This window comes from Arthrobacter sp. BGA-UO-ETr-C19 (assembly GCF_059568005.1).
In genome coordinates, this window is sequence record NZ_JCAQPC010000007.1 from 191,211 (window position 1) to 211,641 (window position 20,431).

At 65.1% G+C, this 20,431-nt stretch carries 17 protein-coding genes, 1 tRNA gene and 1 rRNA gene; 8 read left to right on the forward strand and 11 right to left on the reverse strand.

All coding sequences use genetic code 11. The annotated features are described in order from the left end of the window. Positions 1-3: 3 nt before the first annotated feature. The 4 genes from AC57BR_RS02935 to AC57BR_RS02950 form a co-directional block, all read right to left on the reverse strand. The gene (locus AC57BR_RS02935; protein WP_496358262.1) at positions 4-1,485 is read right to left on the reverse strand and encodes an alanine/glycine:cation symporter family protein; all 1,482 of its coding nucleotides are present in this window, start codon (positions 1,483-1,485) and stop codon (positions 4-6) included. Positions 1,486-1,488: 3 nt separating this feature from the next. Then, complete coding sequence (gene dapA, locus AC57BR_RS02940; protein ID WP_496358263.1) at positions 1,489-2,382, reverse strand: 4-hydroxy-tetrahydrodipicolinate synthase; 894 nt, start codon at positions 2,380-2,382, stop codon at positions 1,489-1,491. Between the two features lie 76 nt (positions 2,383-2,458). Further along, positions 2,459-3,844, reverse strand: a complete 1,386-nt coding sequence (locus tag AC57BR_RS02945; RefSeq protein WP_496358264.1) for a protoporphyrinogen/coproporphyrinogen oxidase — start codon at positions 3,842-3,844, stop codon at positions 2,459-2,461. A gap of 402 nt (positions 3,845-4,246) precedes the next feature. Next, positions 4,247-5,575, reverse strand: coding sequence for an MFS transporter (locus AC57BR_RS02950; RefSeq protein ID WP_496358265.1), 1,329 nt, complete (start codon positions 5,573-5,575; stop codon positions 4,247-4,249). Positions 5,576-6,088: 513 nt separating this feature from the next. On the opposite strand from AC57BR_RS02950, the gene AC57BR_RS02955 reads away from it, so the two are divergent. Further along, positions 6,089-6,265: a CsbD family protein gene (locus AC57BR_RS02955; RefSeq protein ID WP_137320645.1), complete on the forward strand. Its 177-nt coding sequence runs from the start codon at positions 6,089-6,091 to the stop codon at positions 6,263-6,265. Between the two features lie 84 nt (positions 6,266-6,349). Here the strand turns inward: AC57BR_RS02955 and AC57BR_RS02960 are convergent, their stop codons facing one another. Next, a complete protein-coding gene (locus AC57BR_RS02960) occupies positions 6,350-6,496 on the reverse strand; it encodes a lmo0937 family membrane protein (RefSeq protein WP_139362912.1) in 147 nt (48 codons plus the stop codon). A gap of 723 nt (positions 6,497-7,219) precedes the next feature. Between AC57BR_RS02960 and AC57BR_RS02965 the strand changes: the two genes are divergently transcribed. Next, complete coding sequence (locus AC57BR_RS02965) at positions 7,220-7,663, forward strand: glycerate kinase (RefSeq protein WP_496358289.1); 444 nt, start codon at positions 7,220-7,222, stop codon at positions 7,661-7,663. Between the two features lie 53 nt (positions 7,664-7,716). Here AC57BR_RS02965 and AC57BR_RS02970 read toward each other — a convergent pair. Together AC57BR_RS02970 and AC57BR_RS02975 are read right to left on the reverse strand one after the other, a co-directional pair. After that, positions 7,717-7,790 (reverse strand) — tRNA-Thr (locus AC57BR_RS02970). Between the two features lie 144 nt (positions 7,791-7,934). Next, positions 7,935-8,825, reverse strand: coding sequence for a DsbA family protein (locus tag AC57BR_RS02975; protein ID WP_496358266.1), 891 nt, complete (start codon positions 8,823-8,825; stop codon positions 7,935-7,937). A 292-nt stretch (positions 8,826-9,117) separates the two neighbouring features. Here AC57BR_RS02975 and AC57BR_RS02980 point away from each other — a divergent pair, with 292 nt between their 5' ends. The 4 genes from AC57BR_RS02980 (at position 9,118) to AC57BR_RS02995 (ending at position 14,249) form a co-directional block, all read left to right on the forward strand. Beyond that, positions 9,118-10,530 carry an alpha,alpha-trehalose-phosphate synthase (UDP-forming) gene (locus AC57BR_RS02980; protein WP_496358290.1) on the forward strand — a complete coding sequence of 471 codons (1,413 nt, stop codon included), beginning with the start codon at positions 9,118-9,120 and terminating at the stop codon, positions 10,528-10,530. After that, positions 10,520-11,347: a trehalose-phosphatase gene (otsB, locus tag AC57BR_RS02985; protein ID WP_496358267.1), complete on the forward strand. Its 828-nt coding sequence runs from the start codon at positions 10,520-10,522 to the stop codon at positions 11,345-11,347. Before AC57BR_RS02980 ends, otsB begins: the two co-directional genes overlap by 11 nt. A 237-nt stretch (positions 11,348-11,584) precedes the next feature. After that, a complete protein-coding gene (locus tag AC57BR_RS02990; RefSeq protein ID WP_102973130.1) occupies positions 11,585-12,667 on the forward strand; it encodes an ABC transporter ATP-binding protein in 1,083 nt (360 codons plus the stop codon). A gap of 163 nt (positions 12,668-12,830) precedes the next feature. Beyond that, complete coding sequence (locus AC57BR_RS02995; protein ID WP_387104983.1) at positions 12,831-14,249, forward strand: DUF4032 domain-containing protein; 1,419 nt, start codon at positions 12,831-12,833, stop codon at positions 14,247-14,249. Between the two features lie 27 nt (positions 14,250-14,276). Here AC57BR_RS02995 and AC57BR_RS03000 read toward each other — a convergent pair whose 3' ends face one another. Next, the gene (locus AC57BR_RS03000; RefSeq protein ID WP_496358268.1) at positions 14,277-15,647 is read right to left on the reverse strand and encodes an FAD-binding oxidoreductase; all 1,371 of its coding nucleotides are present in this window, start codon (positions 15,645-15,647) and stop codon (positions 14,277-14,279) included. 225 nt (positions 15,648-15,872) lie between these two features. Here AC57BR_RS03000 and AC57BR_RS03005 point away from each other — a divergent pair, with 225 nt between their 5' ends. Next, positions 15,873-17,624 carry a glycoside hydrolase family 13 protein gene (locus AC57BR_RS03005; RefSeq protein ID WP_496358269.1) on the forward strand — a complete coding sequence of 584 codons (1,752 nt, stop codon included), beginning with the start codon at positions 15,873-15,875 and terminating at the stop codon, positions 17,622-17,624. Between the two features lie 3 nt (positions 17,625-17,627). Then, positions 17,628-18,641 carry a LacI family DNA-binding transcriptional regulator gene (locus AC57BR_RS03010; protein WP_496358270.1) on the forward strand — a complete coding sequence of 338 codons (1,014 nt, stop codon included), beginning with the start codon at positions 17,628-17,630 and terminating at the stop codon, positions 18,639-18,641. Positions 18,642-18,648: 7 nt separating this feature from the next. Here AC57BR_RS03010 and AC57BR_RS03015 read toward each other — a convergent pair whose 3' ends face one another. The 3 genes from AC57BR_RS03015 to rrf all read right to left on the reverse strand — a co-directional run bounded on the left by AC57BR_RS03015 (position 18,649) and on the right by rrf (position 20,417). Beyond that, complete coding sequence (locus AC57BR_RS03015; RefSeq protein WP_496358271.1) at positions 18,649-19,137, reverse strand: SRPBCC family protein; 489 nt, start codon at positions 19,135-19,137, stop codon at positions 18,649-18,651. A 204-nt stretch (positions 19,138-19,341) separates the two neighbouring features. Continuing rightward, positions 19,342-19,983, reverse strand: coding sequence for a LysE family translocator (locus AC57BR_RS03020; RefSeq protein ID WP_496358272.1), 642 nt, complete (start codon positions 19,981-19,983; stop codon positions 19,342-19,344). A 317-nt stretch (positions 19,984-20,300) separates the two neighbouring features. Next, positions 20,301-20,417, reverse strand: a 5S ribosomal RNA gene (rrf, locus tag AC57BR_RS03025). Positions 20,418-20,431: the final 14 nt, after the last annotated feature.

Below are 20,431 nucleotides of genomic sequence, written 5' to 3' on the forward strand. Positions count from 1 at the left end.
TGCCTACCTGACGGCGGCGGGCGACTTTTCGGTCTCGTGTTCCCAGAACTCGGCTCCTTCGATGCCCAGCGCCTTCGGATCGAAGGTGGGGTTCCGGCCCAGCTTCCGCTGGCGTTCGTAGTCGCGGTAGATCTTCCGGACCAGCGGGAACAGGAAGACCAGGCAGATGAGGTTGACCCAGGCGATCAGGCCGAGCCCGATGTCGCCGGCCGCCCAGACCAGCTGCGCGTTCACGACGGATCCGAAGAACACGATGGCCATGGTTCCGACCTTAAGAACGGTCTTCCAGCCATGCCCGTTCTTCCCGTCCAGCAGGTAGAGGAGGTTGGAGTTCGCGACGTAGAAGTAGGCCAGCAGGCAGGTGAAGCCGAAGAGGAGCACGGCCACTGCAACGAACCCGGCTCCCCAGCCCGGGACCAGGGTGTCGATGGCTTCCTGGACCCAGTTGGCGCCGACCGGCACGCCCGGCATGTTGTTGATGAGGTAACCGCCGGAACCGTCCGAGACGTTGTACTTGCCGGAAACGACCATCATGAGGCCGGTGGCCATGCAGATCAGCAGCACGTCGATGTAGATGCTGAAGGTCTGGACCAGGCCCTGCTTGCCCGGGTGTGACGTGCGCGCTGCCGCGGCGGCAAACGTTGCTTCACCGAGACCGTTAGAGGAGGCGAAGACTGCCCGGCGGACGCCCCAGGCCACAGCAGCGCCGGCGATGCCGCCCAGGACGGGGTGAATGCCCACCGCGGACTGGAAGATCAGGGCCACTGCGGCAGGCACACTGCCGATGTTGATGCCGATGACGGCCAGGGCCAGGAGCAGGTAGCCGATGGCGAGCACCGGGACCAATGCCTGGGTGACCTTCACCAGGCGGGTGGTGCCGCCAAAGATGACCAGTGCGATCAGCACAGTGACGAGCACGGCGGGGATCCAGCTGTCCAGTCCGAAAGCCAGTTTGGCACTGGCCGCGATGGTGTTGACCTGCAGGCCCGGGAAGACGAACCCGTAACCGATGACGCCCAGCACCGCGACGAGCGCCCCCACTTTGGGCAGCTTCAGGCCGTATTTGATGTAGTAAGGCATGCCGCCGATGTCCTCGTTGGCATTGCGGCGGTCCTCGTCCTGGACCTGGCGTTTGAACGTCTGGGACAGGGTTGCCTCCGCATAGCCGACGATGCAGCCGACCAGCCCCGTGACGGCCATCCAGACGAGGGCGCCCGGCCCGCCGGCGCTGACTGCAGTTGCCACCCCGGCGATGCTGCCGACCCCGACCCGGCTGGCGAGGGCGAGGACGAGGGCCTGGAACGATGACAGGCCCCCTTCGCTGCCGCTTTCCTCCCGGAGCTGGCGCAGCATGTCGGGGATTCTCCTGAACTGCACGCCCTTGGTGGCAACCGAGTAGGCGACGCCGAGCCCAAGCACGACATAGGCCATGGGTGCCCAGATAGCGTCGGAAACACCGGACAGGAGCTCCGCGAAGTCACCCATGCCTTATGCCACCGTCTGCTTGAGGGCAGAGAGAGCCTGCTCAACACGGGCGAGGTCTTCGGCGTCGAGGTCCGCCGTCGGGCGCCGGGGCGAGCCGGCCGGAAGGCCCTGCAGGGACAGGCCGGCTTTGACGGCCGGGATGAACGGCACGGAGAGGAGTGCGTCGATGACCGGGTACAGGTCGTTCCACAGCTCACGGGCGCCGGTGAGGTCACCTTCGGCGATCAGGCGGCTGACGGCGACGATTTCGTTGGGGACGACGTTGGCCGTGCCGGCCATGACGCCCGCTGCGCCCTCGGCAAGGGCGCTGTAGAGGTAGACGTCCCACCCGATGAAGGTGACGATGACATCACCGTGGTGGTGGATCAGCTGCAGCGCCTGTTCCCAGTTCGCGCTGGAGTCCTTGATGTATTTGATGTTGTCCACGTCTTCGGCCAGCGCACGGACCGTGGCCGGGTCAAGGTTGACGCCGGTGACGGCCGGGATGTTGTAGAGCATGACCGGGATGGTGACGGACCGGGCGACGTCCTTGATGTACGTGACCGTTTCCTCCAAGGACAGCGGCTCGTAGTACGGCGTGATCAGCATGAGCACGTCCGCGCCGGCCTTCTCTGCCGCCTGCGAGAGCCGGATGGCCTCGGCGGTGGAGGTGGCACCGGTGTTGGCGATGACCGGGACGCGGCCGTTCGCCTGGTCGATGACGGTGGTGATGAGCAGCAGCCGCTCCTCGGAGGAGAGGGCGCCGACCTCGCCCGTTGAACCGGCAGCCACGACGCCGTCGACGCCGGCGTCGATGGAGCGGTCAACGATGCGCCGCAGTGTCTCGACGTCGAGGGTCTCGTCCTGGTTGAAGGGGGTGGACAGTGCGGTCAGGACACCGCGGAGGTCGTTGGACATGAGTGATTCCTCTTCTTAAGTACGGGGGTTTAAGTACGGGTGGAAAACGATGGTTGGGTTCAGGCGTCGATCGTTGTTAGGCGACGATCGAGAGCCCGGATTGCGGCGGGGCCTGGCGGTGCGTGGCCAGCAGGCTGGCGGCCTCCTGCGCTGCCGAGAAGCCGGTGGTGATGGAACTTTCGGTGTAGAGGGTTCCGAGGTAGTCGCCGGCCAGGAATACGCGGTCGGTCCCCCGCATGAGGGTGGACTGGAGCTTGGCCCGGCCGGGAAAGCAGTAGGGGGACGCTACCTTCCAGCGGTCGGTCTTGGCCTCGACGACGCTGTCGGCGAACCCGTGGCCGAGGACCTGGTCGAGGTCGGTGAGGTGGGTCTTGATGACTTCCTCGTCGCTCTTCTCCAGCAGGGCCTTGCCGAGGCTGGCCGGTGAGAAGGTCATGAAGCTGCCGCCGGGTTTGCGTACGGACTCGGTGCCGCGAACGATGCTCGCCTGGTTCAGGGCGATCGCGAAGGAGTGCTTGGGCGCGGCGATGGCGTAGATGTCGTCCCACGGCCGTGCCGAGGTCTCGTTGGTCAGGAAGGCTGTGCTGACGTGCGGGCCGTACTTGATCTGGCTGAGGGCACCGCGCAGGTTTTCCGGCAGGTCCACGCCGACCTTGTGCGTCACGTCAGCCGTGGTCGCGAGGACAACGGTGCGGGCCTCGACTTCGTGGTCGACGCCGCCCTGGGTGTAGCGGACGACGACGGATTCCTTCTTGTGAACGACCTCCTGCACTGTGGCGCCGAGCTGGATGCGGTCACCGAGGGAGGCTGCGACCGATTCGGTCAGGGTGGACGGGCCACCGACGATGCCCTGGCTGAGGCCCTGGCCGATACCCAGCACCAGGCTGAAGTATCCGATGCCGGCGCCGGCGGAGATCTCATTCATGTCACCGGCCGAGCGGGTAACAGTGGTCTTGAACAGCGCGGCTGCGTCCTCTGAGAGGTTTCCGACGAAGTCCTGGAACGAGTTGTCGTTCTCGAAGTCGTAGATGCGCTGCTGCCGCATCGCACCGGACTCCCCCGAACGCTTCCGGACAACGCCGGTGTACTTGGCGACGCCGCTGACAACCTTCATACCGGCCCGCAGCGTGTCGATGCGGGACGAGAGGGACATCGGGATCCGGAACGGATAGGTGGCGATGTGCCCCTTGCGGATGAACTTCCCGTTCATCGACAAGGCCTGGAGCGACCCCGGAATGTTGACGGCAGTCACGCCGACCTCGTTGAGCAGGGCATCTGTGGAAGATCCTGCGCCGGCAAAGACGTGCCCGCCCCAGTTCAGCCAATAGGCACCCCGGCGCTCCGAGCGGATTCTCCCGCCCACGCGGTTCTCCGACTCCAGAACAACTGTGTCCCAGTGCCGCAGCCGCCATGCTGCCGACAGGCCAGCGAGTCCAGCGCCGACGATGACTACATCTTTCATGATTTTGAACTTTCTTACTCAGGGGATCCAGGGTGCCGGGGCTGCCGGCCCAGAAGGTATCCGCCGGCAAGGAAGGTGTGGGGTGCTGGGAGCGGGGTGTGCCCCTAGTCACAAATTAAAGATACATCATTGTATGATTAATGCAATAGCTTTTTTGAGTCACACGGGCGTGCTACAGGGAACCAGAGCTCTCGGGGTGCCAGCAGGTCGGCTGACCTCACCAAACAACGTCGGCCGGTCACCTCACAAGGTGACCGGCCGACGTCGCACTTCCCTCAACTCCCCCGAGTTTTTGTACAGCTAATGGACCCTAAAGCGCTCACAAGTCGCGACAACTGGACAAAAACTCGTCCCGAACCGTTCAGCGAAGTGTCAGGATGGTCTTCACTGGCAGCGCCGTCGTTAGTGCGAGAACCCTGCCGCGGCCTCGGTGAGGGTCTTTCCCTTCGTCTCTGGTGCCAGCCATTGCGACAGCCCGGCACCGAGGAGAGCGACTCCGGCAGCGATCAGCATGGTTGGACCGGCCCCGAGGGACTCCATCGACATCGGGAGGAGGAAGATGCCGATGCCCGCCCCGACGCGGCTGACAGCGGCCGCGAAGCCAGTTCCGATTCCTCGGATCTCGGTCGGGAGGACTTCTCCCGGGTAGACGTTCGTCAACGTGTTGTACCCCGCATTGAAGAACGAGAAGACCAGGAAGAGGATGAGCACGACAAGCGCCGGCGCGCCGGCCCACAGTCCGATGATCGCGAGGACGACGGCGCACAGCCACTGCGGCGGAACGGTCAGCGTGCGGCGGCCGACCTTCTCGATCAGCAGGAACGTGACCACGACGCCGGCCAGGGCGACGGCGGAGAGCCCGACTCCACCGGCGAGTCCGCCGGCGAGGCCGTACTGTTCCAGCACACTGTCGGCGAAGGTGGCGATGGCGAAGTACGGTGTCACGGCGCAGAACCAGAACGCCGAGATGAACAGTGTGGACCGCCAGTACTCTTTGGAGAACAGCATCCGGAAGCTGCCCTTGCGAACGTCCTCGTGCTGGACGTCGTCCAGCGCGTCGTCGGGCATGTACCTTGCGGCTAGGGCGCGGGCCTCGTCCTGGCGGCCCACGCTCCAGAGCCAGCGTGGCGACTCCGGCATGCCGAGCCGGGCAAGGAAGATGGCCACGGCGATGAACGTGCTTGTACCCAGGATGAAGTGCCAGCTCAGCTCGGTGTACTCACTGAGCAGATGGCCGATCAGGAACGCGATCATGAAGCCGCCGTACCAGGCGATCCCCATTGCGGCCATCAGCTTTCCCCGCAGATGGGTGGGTGAGAACTCAGCCATCAAGGGCCAGCCGACCGCATACTCGGTGCCGATCGCGATCCCCATCAGCAGCCGCACCACAATGAGCCATATCGGCGAGTCGACGAAAAACTGCATTCCCGAGGCAATGGCGAACAGACCGATGTCGAACATGAAAATCGGCTTACGGCCCCACTTGTCGGCGGCCATGCCACCGAGCGGTGATCCGATCAGGATGCCAATCAGAGCGGCCGCGGCGATCAGACCTTGCCAGAACGCATTGAGCTGAAGGTCCTCGGCCATCCTCCCCGACACCGGTCCGATGATGCCAAGGACGTAGCCGTCCAGGACCATGCCACCGATCAGGACGGTGACCATTCTGATCAGGAAGCGTCGTTTGCTTGCTGCCGAGGCCAGGCCCCGTTGGGCGGTTGGGTTCTTCATGGATGACATCGTCGTCACTCCTGGCGGGTTGAGGATGTATGAGGTGATGGTCTTGGCCATCCCCAGGCGGGCTTCGCCGGTCAATGGAGGCCTAAGGGGCGCCCCGGGAACCAAGTGTGTCCCGAATCACTATTTAAAGATACATCATTGTATGATTAATGCAATATCTTTATGCGCCGGAGAAGAAGTTCCGGGCAGCTTCCTGCAACTGGCGGCACCGGGGCTTACCCCACGGGAGTAGAAGTAGCTGCGGGAGCTTCCGCGCCGGCGCCGAATCTGACGTTTTCCGGACGGAGATGGGGCGTTGCAGTCGAATCTGGATGAGGTCATTCTGCTGCGCTTCGGCCCCGGGTTTCCCCACTCCTGCAGGCTCCGCGGCAACTGTGTCACGCCACCCAGCGAATCGTCCTGAGTTGCGGTGCACCCGCACGTCCACTTGATTATTTATTGCTAAGCATGCTTATTATGTTCGTAGCCGAATGCGAACGGCTGCCAACCAGAGGAGGAAACACCATGGGATTGGGCGACAAGATCGAGAACGCGGCAGAGAAGGCCGGCGGTAAGGGCAAGGAAGCGGCAGGTGCCGCCACGGGCGATGAGAGCCTGCGGACCGAGGGCCAAGCCGACCAGGCCAAAGGCGATTTGAAGCAAGCCGGCGAAAAGGTCAAGGACGCTTTCAAGAAGGACTGACCAGACGGCAACGAAGGGCGCACTCCGAACGGGGTGTGCCCTTCGCTTTGCCTGGGCGTTTGCCGCGGCAGAACACGTTTGGGATTAGGCGCGGGACCTGCCGCGGATGAAGTGGAAGATCAAGACAACCACGGCGATAACCAAAAGCAGATGAATTAACCCACCGCCAATATTGCCGAGCAGTCCGAGAAGCCAGAGAACTGCGATAATTATGGCTATCCAAAGCAACATGGGAGTCTCCTTCGTCGGCGCATGAAAATGCTCATTTTTTCACCCAGCCGCTCTGCGTACTTATGTTGCGGCCAGGGATGACTTGACTGTCAGACGGCAGCCCGGGGGCGCTATCGGCACTCATCTTCATACTCATCTGGTCCAACTCCGCATTCCAGCTGTGGTGCTTATCAGCCTATGTCAGGAGCAGGTTGCCGGAAATAGCCCTTCCTCGGCCAATTGTCCACGCGCGCAGTTACCTCCGGCGCCCGGTGGCGCGTCGCCCCAAGCGGCGAGCCACTGGGACGATATCGGAGATGAAATGTCGTTTAACCGTTAGTTCGCCTCGCCAGAGCTTCGCCATTTCGCGATGCGGCGCGTGATCGGCCTACTACTTGCTTTATCGGTTGGGCATCTGCCGCGCCTATGGCCAACAATCCCCCAATGCTCCCGGTTGACGAAATCCACATATCGGCGTCCGATTTTACTTGTCACTGGATGAGAGATTTGCGCGTCAACCGCGGGAAAGGCCGCGAGCGAGGTCTATTTGGATGTGTCCATTCGCATCTGGATCGTCAGCAGATGGGCGCCGCCCCAATTTCCGATGGTGAAGAACCGGCCAATCAAGTGGAGGAAGTGCGCTTCGGACGCGCCGCTCCGCGTTTAATTCATGTAGGAACGTGTTTCGTCTGGAACCTTGGAAGCCAATCAGCCCATGCTGACAGGCTTCCCGGGTAAACAGGCCTGAGCCAGAACGGGACAGCCATCGTGGAACTGGTCTCGGCCAGCGGCCTGAACATGCCCACGGAGCAGATACGAGACCCTCTGGCCGCGACCACATACGGCACCGGTGTCCTGATCGCCGAAGCAGTCCGCACGGAGCCCGGCCCCCAAAAAGCAGCCGACCCGGCCACCGTCCAGCTCCTCTCACTGCGGCAGGAGCGACTCGCCGGGACCCTTAAACGTGACCTCCCGGAACGCCGACCGGGGTGGCTCGACTCCCAAGCAGGCCAGGGCAAGATCATTTCGGGGATACTCGCCCGCAGCGGCCCGGTACCGGTCTACGCAGTGGTGGCGTCAGTAGACGAAGACCTGGGAAGTTATGCCAGCAACTTCGCGGACATCATCACCGCCAGCGACGGACCAGCAATGGAGGCGGCTGGTGCCCAGCTCGAGGGCATGAGGTGACCGGACAGCCGGGCCGCAGATGGCACGAAAACTGCAGTCAAGGCCAAAATGTGAGCCCCCTGTCGGATTCGAACCGACGACCCCCGCTTTACAAGAGCGGTGCTCTGGCCAACTGAGCTAAGGAGGCGTGCCCGTCAAGGCAGGCGCCGCTATGGCGCTAGATAAGGTTAGCCCAAGGACTGCCCGCCCGTAAAAACGGACGTGCGGTTAAACGGAAGGTGGCCCGGCTCCCGGAAATCCGGGTGCCGGGCCACCGCCCAAAAAAGACCGCTTAGGCCTTGGCCTTGATGGCCGCGTCGACGAAGGCCGGGAACTCGGTCTGGGCGCTGTCGCCCTTGCCCCACTGCTTGCCGTCCACGAGGACCGTCGGCGTACCGCTTACGCCAATGGCTGCGGCTTCCTGGGTGGTGTACTTGACCCAGGGCCGGTACGTCTTGTTCTCGACGCAGGAGTCGATGCTCTTGGCGCCAACGTCCGTGGCCAGCTTCTTCAGCTCGTCGTCGGAGAGTCCGGCGCTGCCTTCGGCCGGCTGGTTGGCGAACAGGGTGTCCACAAACGCCGAGTACTTCTCCGGGGATTCGTTCACCACGCAGGCTGCGGCGTTGGCCGCACGGGAGGAGTAGTTGGTGGTGGAGCGGCTGTCCAGGAAGCCCAGGGCCCGGTACTCCACGGTGATCTTGCCTTCGTCACGGAGCTTCGTCAGCGTCTCGTTGTACGTCGCCTCGAAGTTCTTGCACACGGGGCAGATGAAGTCGATGTACAGGACGACCTTTACCGGCTTGCCCTTTTCGGCTTCCGCGCCCGGCGCCGTGACGGTTGCAGGCGCCGAGGCCGCCGGCGACGGAATGTCCGCGACGTTCACGTTGGCGGGGGCGGACTTTGCCACTTCGGTTCCCTTGAGCAGGGTGATGCCGCCGTGGACGTTGCCGTTGGCGGGGGTGGGACCCTGGTCCGCCACCGGGGCGTTGCTCTTAAGACTGGTGGTCACCACCAGTGCGACGACGGCAAGGATGGCCACGACGGCGACCACGATGCCCCAGCCAATGAGCATTTTGTTCCGCTTGTCCTTCTTAAGCTGCGCCTCCCGGATTTCGCGGGCTTTCTCGCGGGCCTCGGCCGTGCGGTCTGCTTTGGACTTGCGGGGTTCGTTTGCGGGGCTCATTAGTTCCTCGTGTCGTACGGACAAGTGCGGGCCACCAGGGGCAACTCCCCCAGTTTAGGGGAGAACCCTGGAGCTTGCGCTTTCAAGTAATCGTTCAGCCTGCCCAACGGACGAATAGCCCGTAAGATTCCGGCCCGATAGGGTTGATGAGAGTCACAAGCAACCTTAGGGAGCCCCAATGCACGGAGCCGTAAGCGACAAATCCGACACAAAAACGGAAAGCTCGGCCGTGCCCGGCGGCAGCTCGGACGCCACCAAGAGCGGCAGCTCGGACGCCACCAAGTACGACTTCATGGTGGTCTCAAACCGCCTGCCGGTGGACCGCTGCGCGCCTGGCGAGCCCGGCGATGACGGCTCCGGCTGGCGGCGCTCCCCAGGCGGTCTGGTAACCGCGCTTGCTCCCATGATGACCCGGACGGACGGCGCCTGGGTGGGCTGGCACGGTGCCGCGGACGAGACAGTGGAGCCGTTCAGCCACGGCGGCATGGACCTTGTGCCGGTCCAGCTCAGCAGCGATGACGTTGAGCTGTATTACGAAGGTTTCTCCAATGCGACACTATGGCCCCTCTACCACGATGTCATCGCACCGCCGGAGTTCCACAGAACCTGGTGGGACGCCTACCGCACGGTGAACAGAAGGTTCGCCGACGCCGTCGTCCGTACTGCCGATGAAGGGGCAACCGTCTGGGTGCAGGATTACCAGCTCCAGCTGGTGCCGCGGATGCTGCGCCAGGCGCGGCCGGACCTGAAGATCGGGTTCTTTAACCACATCCCCTTCCCGCCGCCGGAGATCTTCGCCCAGCTCCCCTGGCGCCAGGCAATCATCGACGGGCTGCTGGGGGCTGACCTGGTGGGCTTCCAACGCAGCAGTGACGCCGGCAACTTCATGCGTTCGGCCCGGCGCTTCCTCGGCGCCAGCGTCAAGCAGCAGCAGGTCCACGTCAAGGACACCGAGGGCGATCTCACGCACATCGCCCGCGCCCAGGCCTTCCCCATTTCCATCGATGTCCAGCACATCACCGAACTGGCCCAGAAGCCCGAGATCATCGAACGCGCCCGCCAGATCCGGCAGGACCTCGGCAACCCCAAGACCATCCTGCTGGGCGTGGACCGGCTGGACTACACAAAGGGCATCGGCCACCGGCTCAAGGCGTACGAGGAGCTCCTGAATGAGGGCCAGCTCAAGGTGGGCGACGCGACGCTGATCCAGGTTGCCAGCCCCAGCCGCGAGCGGGTGGAGCAGTACCGGCTCCTGCGTGAAGAGGTCGAGGGCACCGTGGGCCACATCAACGGCACCTACGACACCATCGAGAACACGGCGGTCCGCTACCTGCACCACAGCTACCCGGTGGAGGAGATGGTGGCGCTCTACCTGGCGGCGGACGTCATGCTGGTCACCGCACTGCGCGACGGCATGAACCTCGTCGCCAAGGAGTACGTCACGGCCCGCACCAACAACGACGGCGCCCTGGTGCTCAGCGAGTTCGCAGGCGCCGCCGACCAGCTCAAGCAGGCGCTGCTCATGAACCCGCACGACATCGACGGCCTCAAGAACGCCGTGATGCGGGCGGTGAAGATGACTCCCAGGGAAGCCGCCCGCCGCATGCGTTCCATGCGCAAGCAGATCCTAGACCACGACGTCGACCACTGGTCGGCCGACTTCCTGAACGCCCTCAACGAGAAGGTAATCCGCGATGACTCCTGAGGCAGAGCACACGGGCGCGGCCGGCACCCGGCTGACGCTGTCCCCCGAACTGCTGGAGGCGGTGCGCCGCATCGCCGGCACGGAGCACCTGCTGGTGGCCATGGACTTCGACGGCACCATCTCCCCCATCGTGGACCACGCCGGGGACGCGCGCCCGCTCCCCCGCTCGGCTGCCGCCTTCGCCGAACTGACCGCACTGCCGCGTACGACGACGGCACTCATCTCCGGGAGGGCACTGGACAGTCTGCGCGCGGTCGCCTCCCCGCCGGAGGAGACCCTGCTGATCGGAAGCCACGGCGCCGAGGCGTGGCTGGGCCCGGGTTCGGCGCCGCTGACCCTCGACCCCGAGCAGCTGTCTCTTCTCGACGAGGTCCGGGGCATCCTGACGGAGATCGCGGAACTCGCCCCCGGCACCGTCCTGGAGGAAAAGCCCGCCGGCGTCGTGCTGCACACCCGGCTGGCGGCGGACGACGTTGCCGAGGATGCCGTCGCGGCCGCCCGCGCCGCACTCCAGGACCGCCCCGGCGTCTACCTCAAGAATGGCAAGCGCGTCCTGGAAACGTCCGTGGTGCACGCATCCAAGGGTGAGGGCGTGGACTTCCTCCGGCAGGCTACCGGAGCCACCGGCGTCCTGTTCGCCGGCGACGACACCACCGATGAGGACGCCCTCGCCCGCCTGGGGCAGCACGACGTCGGCGTCAAGGTGGGCCTCGACTTCACCCAGGCACAGTTCCGGGTGGAGGCCCCGGTCCACGTCGCCGAACTCCTCGAGGCGCTGCTGCGGGAACGCCGGAAGGCCGTTGCTCCCGCATCCTGACGCGGCACCGGCACGGGCCTTGTGCCGCATCTCATATGTGACGTCCGTAACATTTTGTCCGATTCGCTATAAATCTGACATACTCTTCTTTGTGATGTGGCGCACAGGAACCGTGCGGCGTCACTGGATGCTCCTCGGCCCCGGCCGGGGAGTCATCATGTAGGGCACAACTGAATTACATGAACCATTCACTACGGATCGTCCGGCACGTACCTGCCGGTGAAGGGATTGATAACTGTGGCAACAGTTACTTTTGACAACGCTACGCGTCTGTACCCGGGCACTGAAAAGCCCGCTGTTGACAAGCTCAACATCGAAATCGCCGACGGCGAATTCCTGGTCCTCGTTGGACCCTCCGGTTGCGGTAAGTCCACCTCCCTGCGCATGCTCGCGGGCCTCGAGGACGTCAACGCCGGCCGGATCCTCATTGGCGACCGCGATGTCACCGACGTTCCGCCGAAGGACCGCGACATCGCGATGGTTTTCCAGAACTACGCCCTGTACCCGCACATGACTGTTGCGGACAACATGGGCTTCGCCCTGAAGATCGCCGGTGTGAGCAAGGAAGAGCGCGCCGAGCGTGTCCGCGAAGCCGCAAAGCTCCTCGACCTTGAGCAGTACCTCGACCGCAAGCCGAAGGCACTCTCCGGCGGTCAGCGCCAGCGTGTTGCCATGGGCCGCGCCATCGTGCGTAACCCGCAGGTCTTCCTCATGGACGAGCCGCTCTCCAACCTGGACGCCAAGCTCCGTGTCCAGACCCGCACCCAGATCGCTTCCCTCACCCGCCGCCTGGGCGTCACCACCGTTTACGTGACCCACGACCAGGTCGAGGCCATGACCATGGGCGACCGGGTTGCTGTGCTCAAGGACGGCCTGCTGATGCAGGTGGACACCCCGCGCAACCTGTACGACCGCCCCAAGAACGTCTTCGTGGCCGGCTTCATCGGCTCCCCCGCCATGAACCTGCTGGAACTTCCCGTGGTCGACGGCGGCGTCCAGTTCGGCGGCACCGTTTACCCCGTGCCGCGCAACATCCTTGAAGAGGCGCACGGCCAGACCGTCACGCTGGGCAGCCGCCCGGAAGACCTCGAGACCGCAGCCCAGGGCGAAGGCATCCAGGTTGAGGTTGACGTTGTCGAGGAACTCGGCGCCGACGCTTACGTCTACGGCCACACCACGCTGGATGGCAAGACCCACGACATCGTGGCCCGCGTCGACGGCCGCCGTCCCCCGATGAAGGGCGAGTCCATCTGGGTCCGCCCGCAGTCCGGCCACGTGCACCTGTTCGATACCAAGACCGGCGAGCGCCTGGGCGACTAGTCCCCACCGGCTCCGGTTCCGGTGGTTGAGCCCGCCGAAACCACCTAACGGGCTCTCCCAACCAAAATCTTGGCGGCGGTCCTCCCCAACCGGAGGGCCGCCGTCGGGCTTTAACCGCCGTCCCCTTTTAGGCACCCCCCGCAAAATACGGAAGAATTGACCCATGACCGAGGAACACAACGCGCAGTGGCACGACGAACCCACCGACTACGGGCAGATCGGCAAGCTGCCGCGGTTCGAAGCAGCCAGCGCCAATGACGACAAGGCAGCCTCGGTCGCAAGCAACCTCAACATCACGGCTGCCGCCGCCGACCCCGAACTCCTCGATCTGCCCTGGCATATAGCGCTCGAGGACTGGCCGGCGGAAAACCTGGCCGCGCTCCCCCGCGGTATCTCCCGGCACATCGTGCGGTTCGCCCACCTCGGCGGTTCCGTCATCGCCATCAAGGAAACGTCCGAGCACGTGGCCCGCCACGAGTACCACATGCTCCGCAAGCTCGCGCGCCTGGACGTGCCCTGCGTGGAGCCCGTGGCAGTCATCACCGGCCGCACCACCCCCGACGGGCGCCCCCTGAACCCGGTCCTCGTGACCCGCCACCTGAAGTTCTCCATGCCGTACCGCGCGCTGTTTTCTCAGATGCTGCGCAAGGACACACTCACCCGGCTCATCGACGCCCAGGCGCTGCTGATGGTCCGGCTGCACCTGATCGGCTTCTACTGGGGTGACGTCTCGCTCTCCAATACCCTGTTCCGCCGGGACGCAGGCGCCTTCGCCGCCTACCTGGTGGACGCCGAAACCGGCGAACTGTACCCGGATCTCTCCACCGGCCAGCGCGAGTACGACCTGGAGATCGCCCGCGTCAACATCGCCGGCGAACTCATGGACCTTCTCGACGGCGGGCTGATCGAGGAGAAGGTGGACCCCGTGGCCACCAGCGAACTCATCATGGAAAGCTACCGGCGGCTGTGGACGGAGCTGACCGCAAAGGAGTCCTTCGAACTGGGCGAGCGCTGGCGCGTCGGCGCCCGCATCCGCCGGCTCAACGAGCTCGGCTTCGACGTCGAAGAGTACGCGATCAAGACCACCCAGAACGGCTCCACCATCCAGTTGCAGCCGAAGGTCGTCGACGCTGGCCACCATATGCGCCGCCTGCTGCGCCTGACCGGCCTCGATGCCCAGGAGAACCAGGCCCGCCGCCTGCTCAACGACATGGACACTTTCCGGGCCGACAACAACCCGGAGATGGACGAGGAATACAGCGCGCACCTGTGGGTCAGCCAGATCTTCGAGCCGATCGTCCGTTCCATCCCCCGCGACCTGTCCGGAAAGCTCGAACCGGCCGAAGCCGTGCACGAGGTGCTGGAGCACCGCTGGTACATGTCCGAAAAGCAGGAGCGGCACATCCCCCTGGCCGAGGCCGTCCAGTCCTACATCGACTCCATCCTGCGCCACCGCCGCGATGAGGCCGCCATCATGCTGAACCCGGACACGGAGCTGCTGAAGATCCTGGCCGTGGAGACGGAGGAGTCGCGGTACGGGGCCGATGAGACCGAGGACGAGTATCCCGACGCCGACGATTGAGTCTTTTCGGCGGGCTTTAGCCCTCTCTCAGATCGCCTTACCCGGATTCAGGATCCCGGCGGGATCGAAGAGGTCCTTGACCCGGCGCTGCAGTTGCCGCAGCGGCTCGGGCTGTTCCAGGCCCAGCCAGCGCAGCTTGTACTGCCCCACGCCGTGTTCGCCCGTGATGGTCCCACCCATTTCCAGTGCCGCCACGATGGACGCGTCGAGCGCCGTGTTCAGGCGGCGCAGGGCGCTGGCGTCCACCTCGTCGTTCACACGGTCAATCCAGAAGGTCGGGTGGAGGTTGCCGTCACCAGCATGGGCCACGACCTTCAGGCTGACCTCGTGGACCTCGGCCAGTGCTTCCAGCGCCGCCACGTAGTCCACCAGCCTCGAGCGCGGCACGGCAACGTCCTCGCCCACGCGGTACTCGTCGTCCACCTCCACGCCCCTGCTGTTGCGCCGCAGCTCCACCAGCTGTTCTGCTTCTGCGCTGGCCTCAGTAGTAACTACGGCACCGCCGGCCGCCAGGACCTCCCGCACCACGTCGGCCTCCGCGGCCGCCCCGAAGCCGTCGGTCTGGACCAGGAGCAGCGAGGCTCCCCGCGACGCGAGATCGGAGCCGTGCAGCTCATCCAGCTGCGCCAGCGACCCGCCGTCGAGCAGTTCCATGATGGCGGGCTGCACACGAGCCCTGCCGACGGCGAGCACACCGGCCGCCGCCTGCCGGAAGTCAGGGTAGAACGCGGCGATGGTGTGCACCTCGCGGGGCAGGTATTTCAGCCGGACCGTCGCGCCGACCACGATGCCCAGCGTGCCCTCCGAGCCCACGAACAGCCCGGTCAGGTCGTAGCCGGCCACGCCCTTGAACGTCTGGTGGCCGGTGTGCAGGAGCGATCCGTCCGCGAGGACCACGTCCAGGGCCAGCACAGAATCCCGGGTTACGCCGTACTTCGCGCACCGCAGCCCGCCGGCGTTGGTGGCCACGTTGCCGCCGATGGTGGACATCCTGAAGCTGGCCGGGTCCGGTGCAAACATGAGTCCGTGGGCGGCAGCGGCGTCGTTCAGGTCGGCGTTGATAACGCCGGGCTCGACGACGGCGGTCTCGTCATCCGCGCTGAGCTCCAGAATGCGGTTCATCCGTTCCAGGCCAAGGACAACGCAGCCTTCGCTGGCATGGGCGCCTCCCGATACCCCGGTCCCGGCACCGCGGGGCACCAGCGGCACATTCCGGGCCGCGCAGGCTTTGACGGTGGACCGGACGTCATCGACGGTCTCCGCCAGGACCACCGCGGCGGGCAGCCGGTAGTCCACCACGGGCGCCTGGTCCACCGCGTACACAGCGAGTGCGGCCTCGTCCCGGAGGACTTTCCCCGGTCCCAGGATGGATGTCAGTTCGTCGGCGATGCTGCCCATGGGTCTCCCGTTCGATTACTTTGCTTTCAGTCTAGATGTCACGTGAAGACCGCCCTCTTCCCTGCTGGGCCTGCCGCCGGAGGGTGGACAGCATTTTCTTGCTGGAAGCGTTTCCAACTTTGTGATGCCGGTGACGTTGCAGACCGTCGAATTGACCCGGATTGTCAACCGGTTTGATGGTGTAAACGCTTTCATCGGTGTGCCTTTGGCCTTTAGGATTGCCCAATGTCTGTTGACTCGTTTCTGCATTCGGCGTCGCCGCGGGCTGGCGCCCTGACGCCCATCCACGCCCAGGACAAAGCGCACGGCTGGTGGCGATCAGCCGTCATTTACCAGGTGTACCCGCGATCCTTCCGGGACATGAACGGCGATGGAATCGGTGACTTCGCGGGGATCACCGCCGAGTTGCCGCAGCTTGCCGAGCTCAACGTGGACGCCGTCTGGCTTTCGCCGTTCTACCGCTCACCACAGCGCGACGCCGGATACGACGTCAGTGACTACTGCGACGTCGACCCGATCTTCGGCACGCTTGGGGACTTCGACGGCATGGTGGCCGAGGCGAACCGCCTGGGCCTGCGCATCATCGTGGATCTGGTCCCGAACCACTGCTCGGACCAGCACAAGGATTTCCAGGCGGCGCTGGCTGCCGGCCCCGGCAGCCCCGAACGGGGCATGTTCATCTTCCGCGACGGCCAGGGCCCCGACGGCAACGAACCGCCCAACAACTGGGGGTCGCACTTCGGCGGCTCCGCCTGGACCCGCATCACCGAACCTGACGGCGCTCCGGGTCAGTGGTACCTGCACCTGTTCGATTCATCGCAGCCGGACTTCAACTGGGACAACCAGGCCGTCCACGCCGAGTTCGAGCGCATCCTGCGCTTCTGGCTGGACCGCGGCGTCTCCGGGTTCCGCGTGGACGTAGCCCATGCCCTGGTCAAGGCCCAGGGACTTCCTGCCTGGGGCGGACGCGCGGACGGCAGCAGCTCCGACGGTTTCCCCGGGCACGAGGCCCCGATGTTCGGCCAGCCGGCCCTGCACGATATCTACCGTGCGTGGCGCCGGATTCTTGAGGAGTACGGTCCCGACCGTATTCTGTGCGCCGAGGCCAACGTGGACCCCCTGCCGAGGCTGGCCCACTGGGTCAGGCCCGACGAAATGCACCAGGCCTTCAACTTTCCCTACCTCCATGCGGGCATGGACCTCCCCCGCCTGCGCCACATCGTCACCGAGTCCCTGACGTCTTTGGACGCCGTGGGCGCGCCAAGCACCTGGGTGCTGTCCAACCACGACGTCGTCCGGCACGCCACCCGTTTCGGGTACGCCTGGTCCGGGCCGCGGGACGGGGACGGCATCGGCCCCCAAGACCCCCGGCCGGACGAGGAGCTGGGCAGGACCCGGGCCGCGGCGGCGTCCCTGTTCATGCTCGGGCTCCCCGGCGGCGCCTACCTCTACCAGGGCGAAGAACTTGGGCTCCCTGACGGCATCGATATCCCGGACCACCAGCGGCAGGACCCGACGTTCGCACGGACCGGCGGCGCCCGGCTGGGACGTGACGGCTGCCGGGTCCCGCTGCCGTGGAAGGCTTCCGAGCTCCACAGCGGCTTCGGCGACGGCGACGCGCCCTGGCTGCCGCAGCCCGAGAGCTTCGCGAAACTGGCCCGTGACGCCCAGGCCGGGGACCCGTCGTCGCACTTGAACCTTTACCGCCGCATGCTCAGCGCCCGCCGCGAACTGGACCTTGGACGCGGCTCCCTCGCCTGGGCGGAGGAATGGTGCAGCGCTTCGTCGCTGGCATTCCTCAACGGGGACATCCTGGTTGCCATGAACATCGGCCCCGATCCGCTGGAACTTCCTGCCGGCGAGGTCGTGCTCCGCAGTTCGTCTCCCTCAGGTTACGGCGGGGATGACCAGCAGATTGCCTTGGGCAGCGGCGAAACCGTCTGGCTGCGGATCCCTGTAGAGGGCACCGAGAGCTAAGACATGGCCGGCATCAAGGACGTTGCGGAACGGGCCGGGCTTTCCATAGCCACCGTTTCGCGCGCCTTGAGCGGCAAGGGCCATGTGTCCCCCGCGAGCCGCGAGCGTGCCCGGGCAGCCGCGGCCGAGCTTGGCTTCGTGCCCTCCTACCAGGCATCCAGCCTCGCCTCCGGCCGTACCCGCAACATCGGCCTCGTGGTCCCCACCGTCCGGCGCTGGTACTTCTCGTCCGTGGTGGAGGGCATTTCTGCTGCTCTCGTCGACGCCGGCTATGACCTCACGCTCTACAACATCACAGAGGGGCCTGTCCGGCGGCGGAGTATTCTCCAGGACTTCCTGCTGCGGAAGCGCGTGGATGCGGTCATCGCGGTGGCGCTGGCGCTGACGGAAGGGGAGATCGGCCAGATGCTGGCCATCAACCGTCCGCTCGTGGGCATCGGCGGACCGCTGCCCGGAGCTTCCACCATCCGAATAGACGACCACGGCCTGGCAGCGTCGGCGGTCAACCACCTCGTCCGGCTCGGCCACAGGCGGATCGCTCACCTCACGGGCGACTCGGTGTACGAGCAGGACTTCAAGATCCCGCGGACCCGGCGAGCAGGCTATGAGAAGGCAATGGCCGCCGCAGGACTCCCCCTGCGTTCCGCATGGGTGGTCAGGGCGGACTTCACCATCGAGGGTGCCTACGCCGTCGCACGGGACCTTCTCGGCGGAACTTCGGAACGGCCAACGGCAGTCTTTGCAGCCTCGGACGAGATGGCGATAGGAACCATCCTGGCTGCCCGTGACTTCGGGCTCCGGGTTCCCGAAGACCTGTCAGTCATCGGCATGGACGGACACGAACTGGGGGAGCTGTTCGGCCTGACCACGATCGATCAGGATCCGCGGGGGCAGGGAGCATTGGCGGTGCGCCTGCTGCTCGAGGAGTTCGACACCGGACCCGAGAGCGCCATGGTGAACACCGAATACCCCACGCGGTTTGTCATTCGGCGGAGCACGGCGGTACCTCCGTCCTAGAGCCGCACTAGTCTGAAGCGCCGCCCATGAACCGTACGAAGCGGCCCAGAACCTCCGGCCAGTCCTTCTGCCAGGCGGCACGCGTGCCGGCCGGATCCTCGGCACCTTCCCAGCCATCGTGGACTACGCGCACCTCTGTGCCTTCCTCGACCCCCCGGAACACAACACGTAGCTCCGTCGACCAGAGTGCGGTGCTGCCGGGGTACCACGAGGCGTGGAAGGACAGCGGAGGCTGCCAATCGTCAATGGTTCCCCATGTGGCGCCACGACCGTCGTCTGCGGTCTCCAGGATGAGGTTCTCCTCGAACTCCACATACGAGCCGGGCCCGTACACGCTGTTGGTCTCCATGGGCCACCAGAGATGCGTGTGGTCGGTGAAACCCATGAAAGCCCGGGACACCGGCCCGGGAACCACCGCAGTCCAGATGACGGGGTCCAGGTTAGCTACAGGCTCGGGCACATCGCTGCCGGCGGCGTGGCTGAAGAGATTTTCCATGGCTACCAACTCTACCGGCCACCCCACCCCGCCGGATCCTTCCTCACATCCCGTCGCCCAACCCCGGACGCTTCCTCACATCCCGTCGCCCTACCCCGGACGCTTCCTCACATCCCGCCGCCCTTCCCCGGACGCTTCCTCACATCCCGCCGCCCTTCCCCGGACGCTTCCTCACATCCCGCCGCCCCAATAAATGTGGCTGGGCTAGCTGCTCGCGCCGGAGGCTATGACGCCGGCACCAAGGGCGGCGACAATGCCGCTGCTGACACGCTCGACGGCGGTGCTAACCTTTGGACGACGCAACCACCCCATCGCCTTGTAAGCGATGAGTGCGACGACGGCCAGGTAGGCGAACGCTATGACGGCCTCCACTGAACCCAGGATCAGCGACGTGCCCATGATGTCGCCGCCCTGTGGGATGAACTGCGGAACGACCGCCAGATAGAAGAGTCCAACTTTAGGGTTGAGCAGCGTCGATAGCGCCCCCGCGCCGAGGCCCGCGATCTTGCTGTATCGAAGTCCGCTTCCTTCTTCGCCACCCTCGGTGCCGGCCTTTGCGGCCTTCCGCGTCTTCAGGAACGAGGAAATGCCGAGGTAAAGCAGGTAGAGGCCGCCCGCGATCTTGAGCCAGCGGAACACCTCTGCGGACTGTTCCAGGACCGCTGCCAGTCCAAGCCCGACCAGGGCCGCCCACGCGATTGCGGCGACTGCCGAGCCCGCCGCAGCCGCAATCCCTGCGCTGGGCCTGTTCAACGCGATGCGCAGCACCAAGAACGTGTCCGGTCCGGGCGTAAGGGACAGAATGAGGCAGAGTCCAGCGAAGGCCGCGAGCGAGGCGAGGGTCATGGTGACGATTATTCCTGACAGGGCTCCGCCAGCCAACGTCGTTAGGCAGCTCCGGCCCGCAGGAGGTGACCGAGAATCCCGCAGGAGGTGATCGAGAAGCCTGCAGGAGCCGAGGAAGCGTTTGGGAAATGACGAAAGGACGTGAGGACGCGTTATGGAAAAGCCTGCAGGACGTGAGGACGCGTTATGGAAAAGCCTGCAGGACGTGAGGACGCGTTTGGGAAATGGCGACAGGACGTGAGGGAGGGTTTCATCCGTCTAGGCGTTAAAAGGCTCAGGCCCCGACGTTCATCGTCGGGGCCTGAGCCGTAAATAGTGTCCGGCGGCGACCTACTCTCCCACACCCTCCCGGGTGCAGTACCATCGGCGCTGTGGGTCTTAGCTTCCGGGTTCGGAATGGGACCGGGCGTTTCCCCCACGCTATGACCGCCGTAACCCTGTGTCCCGT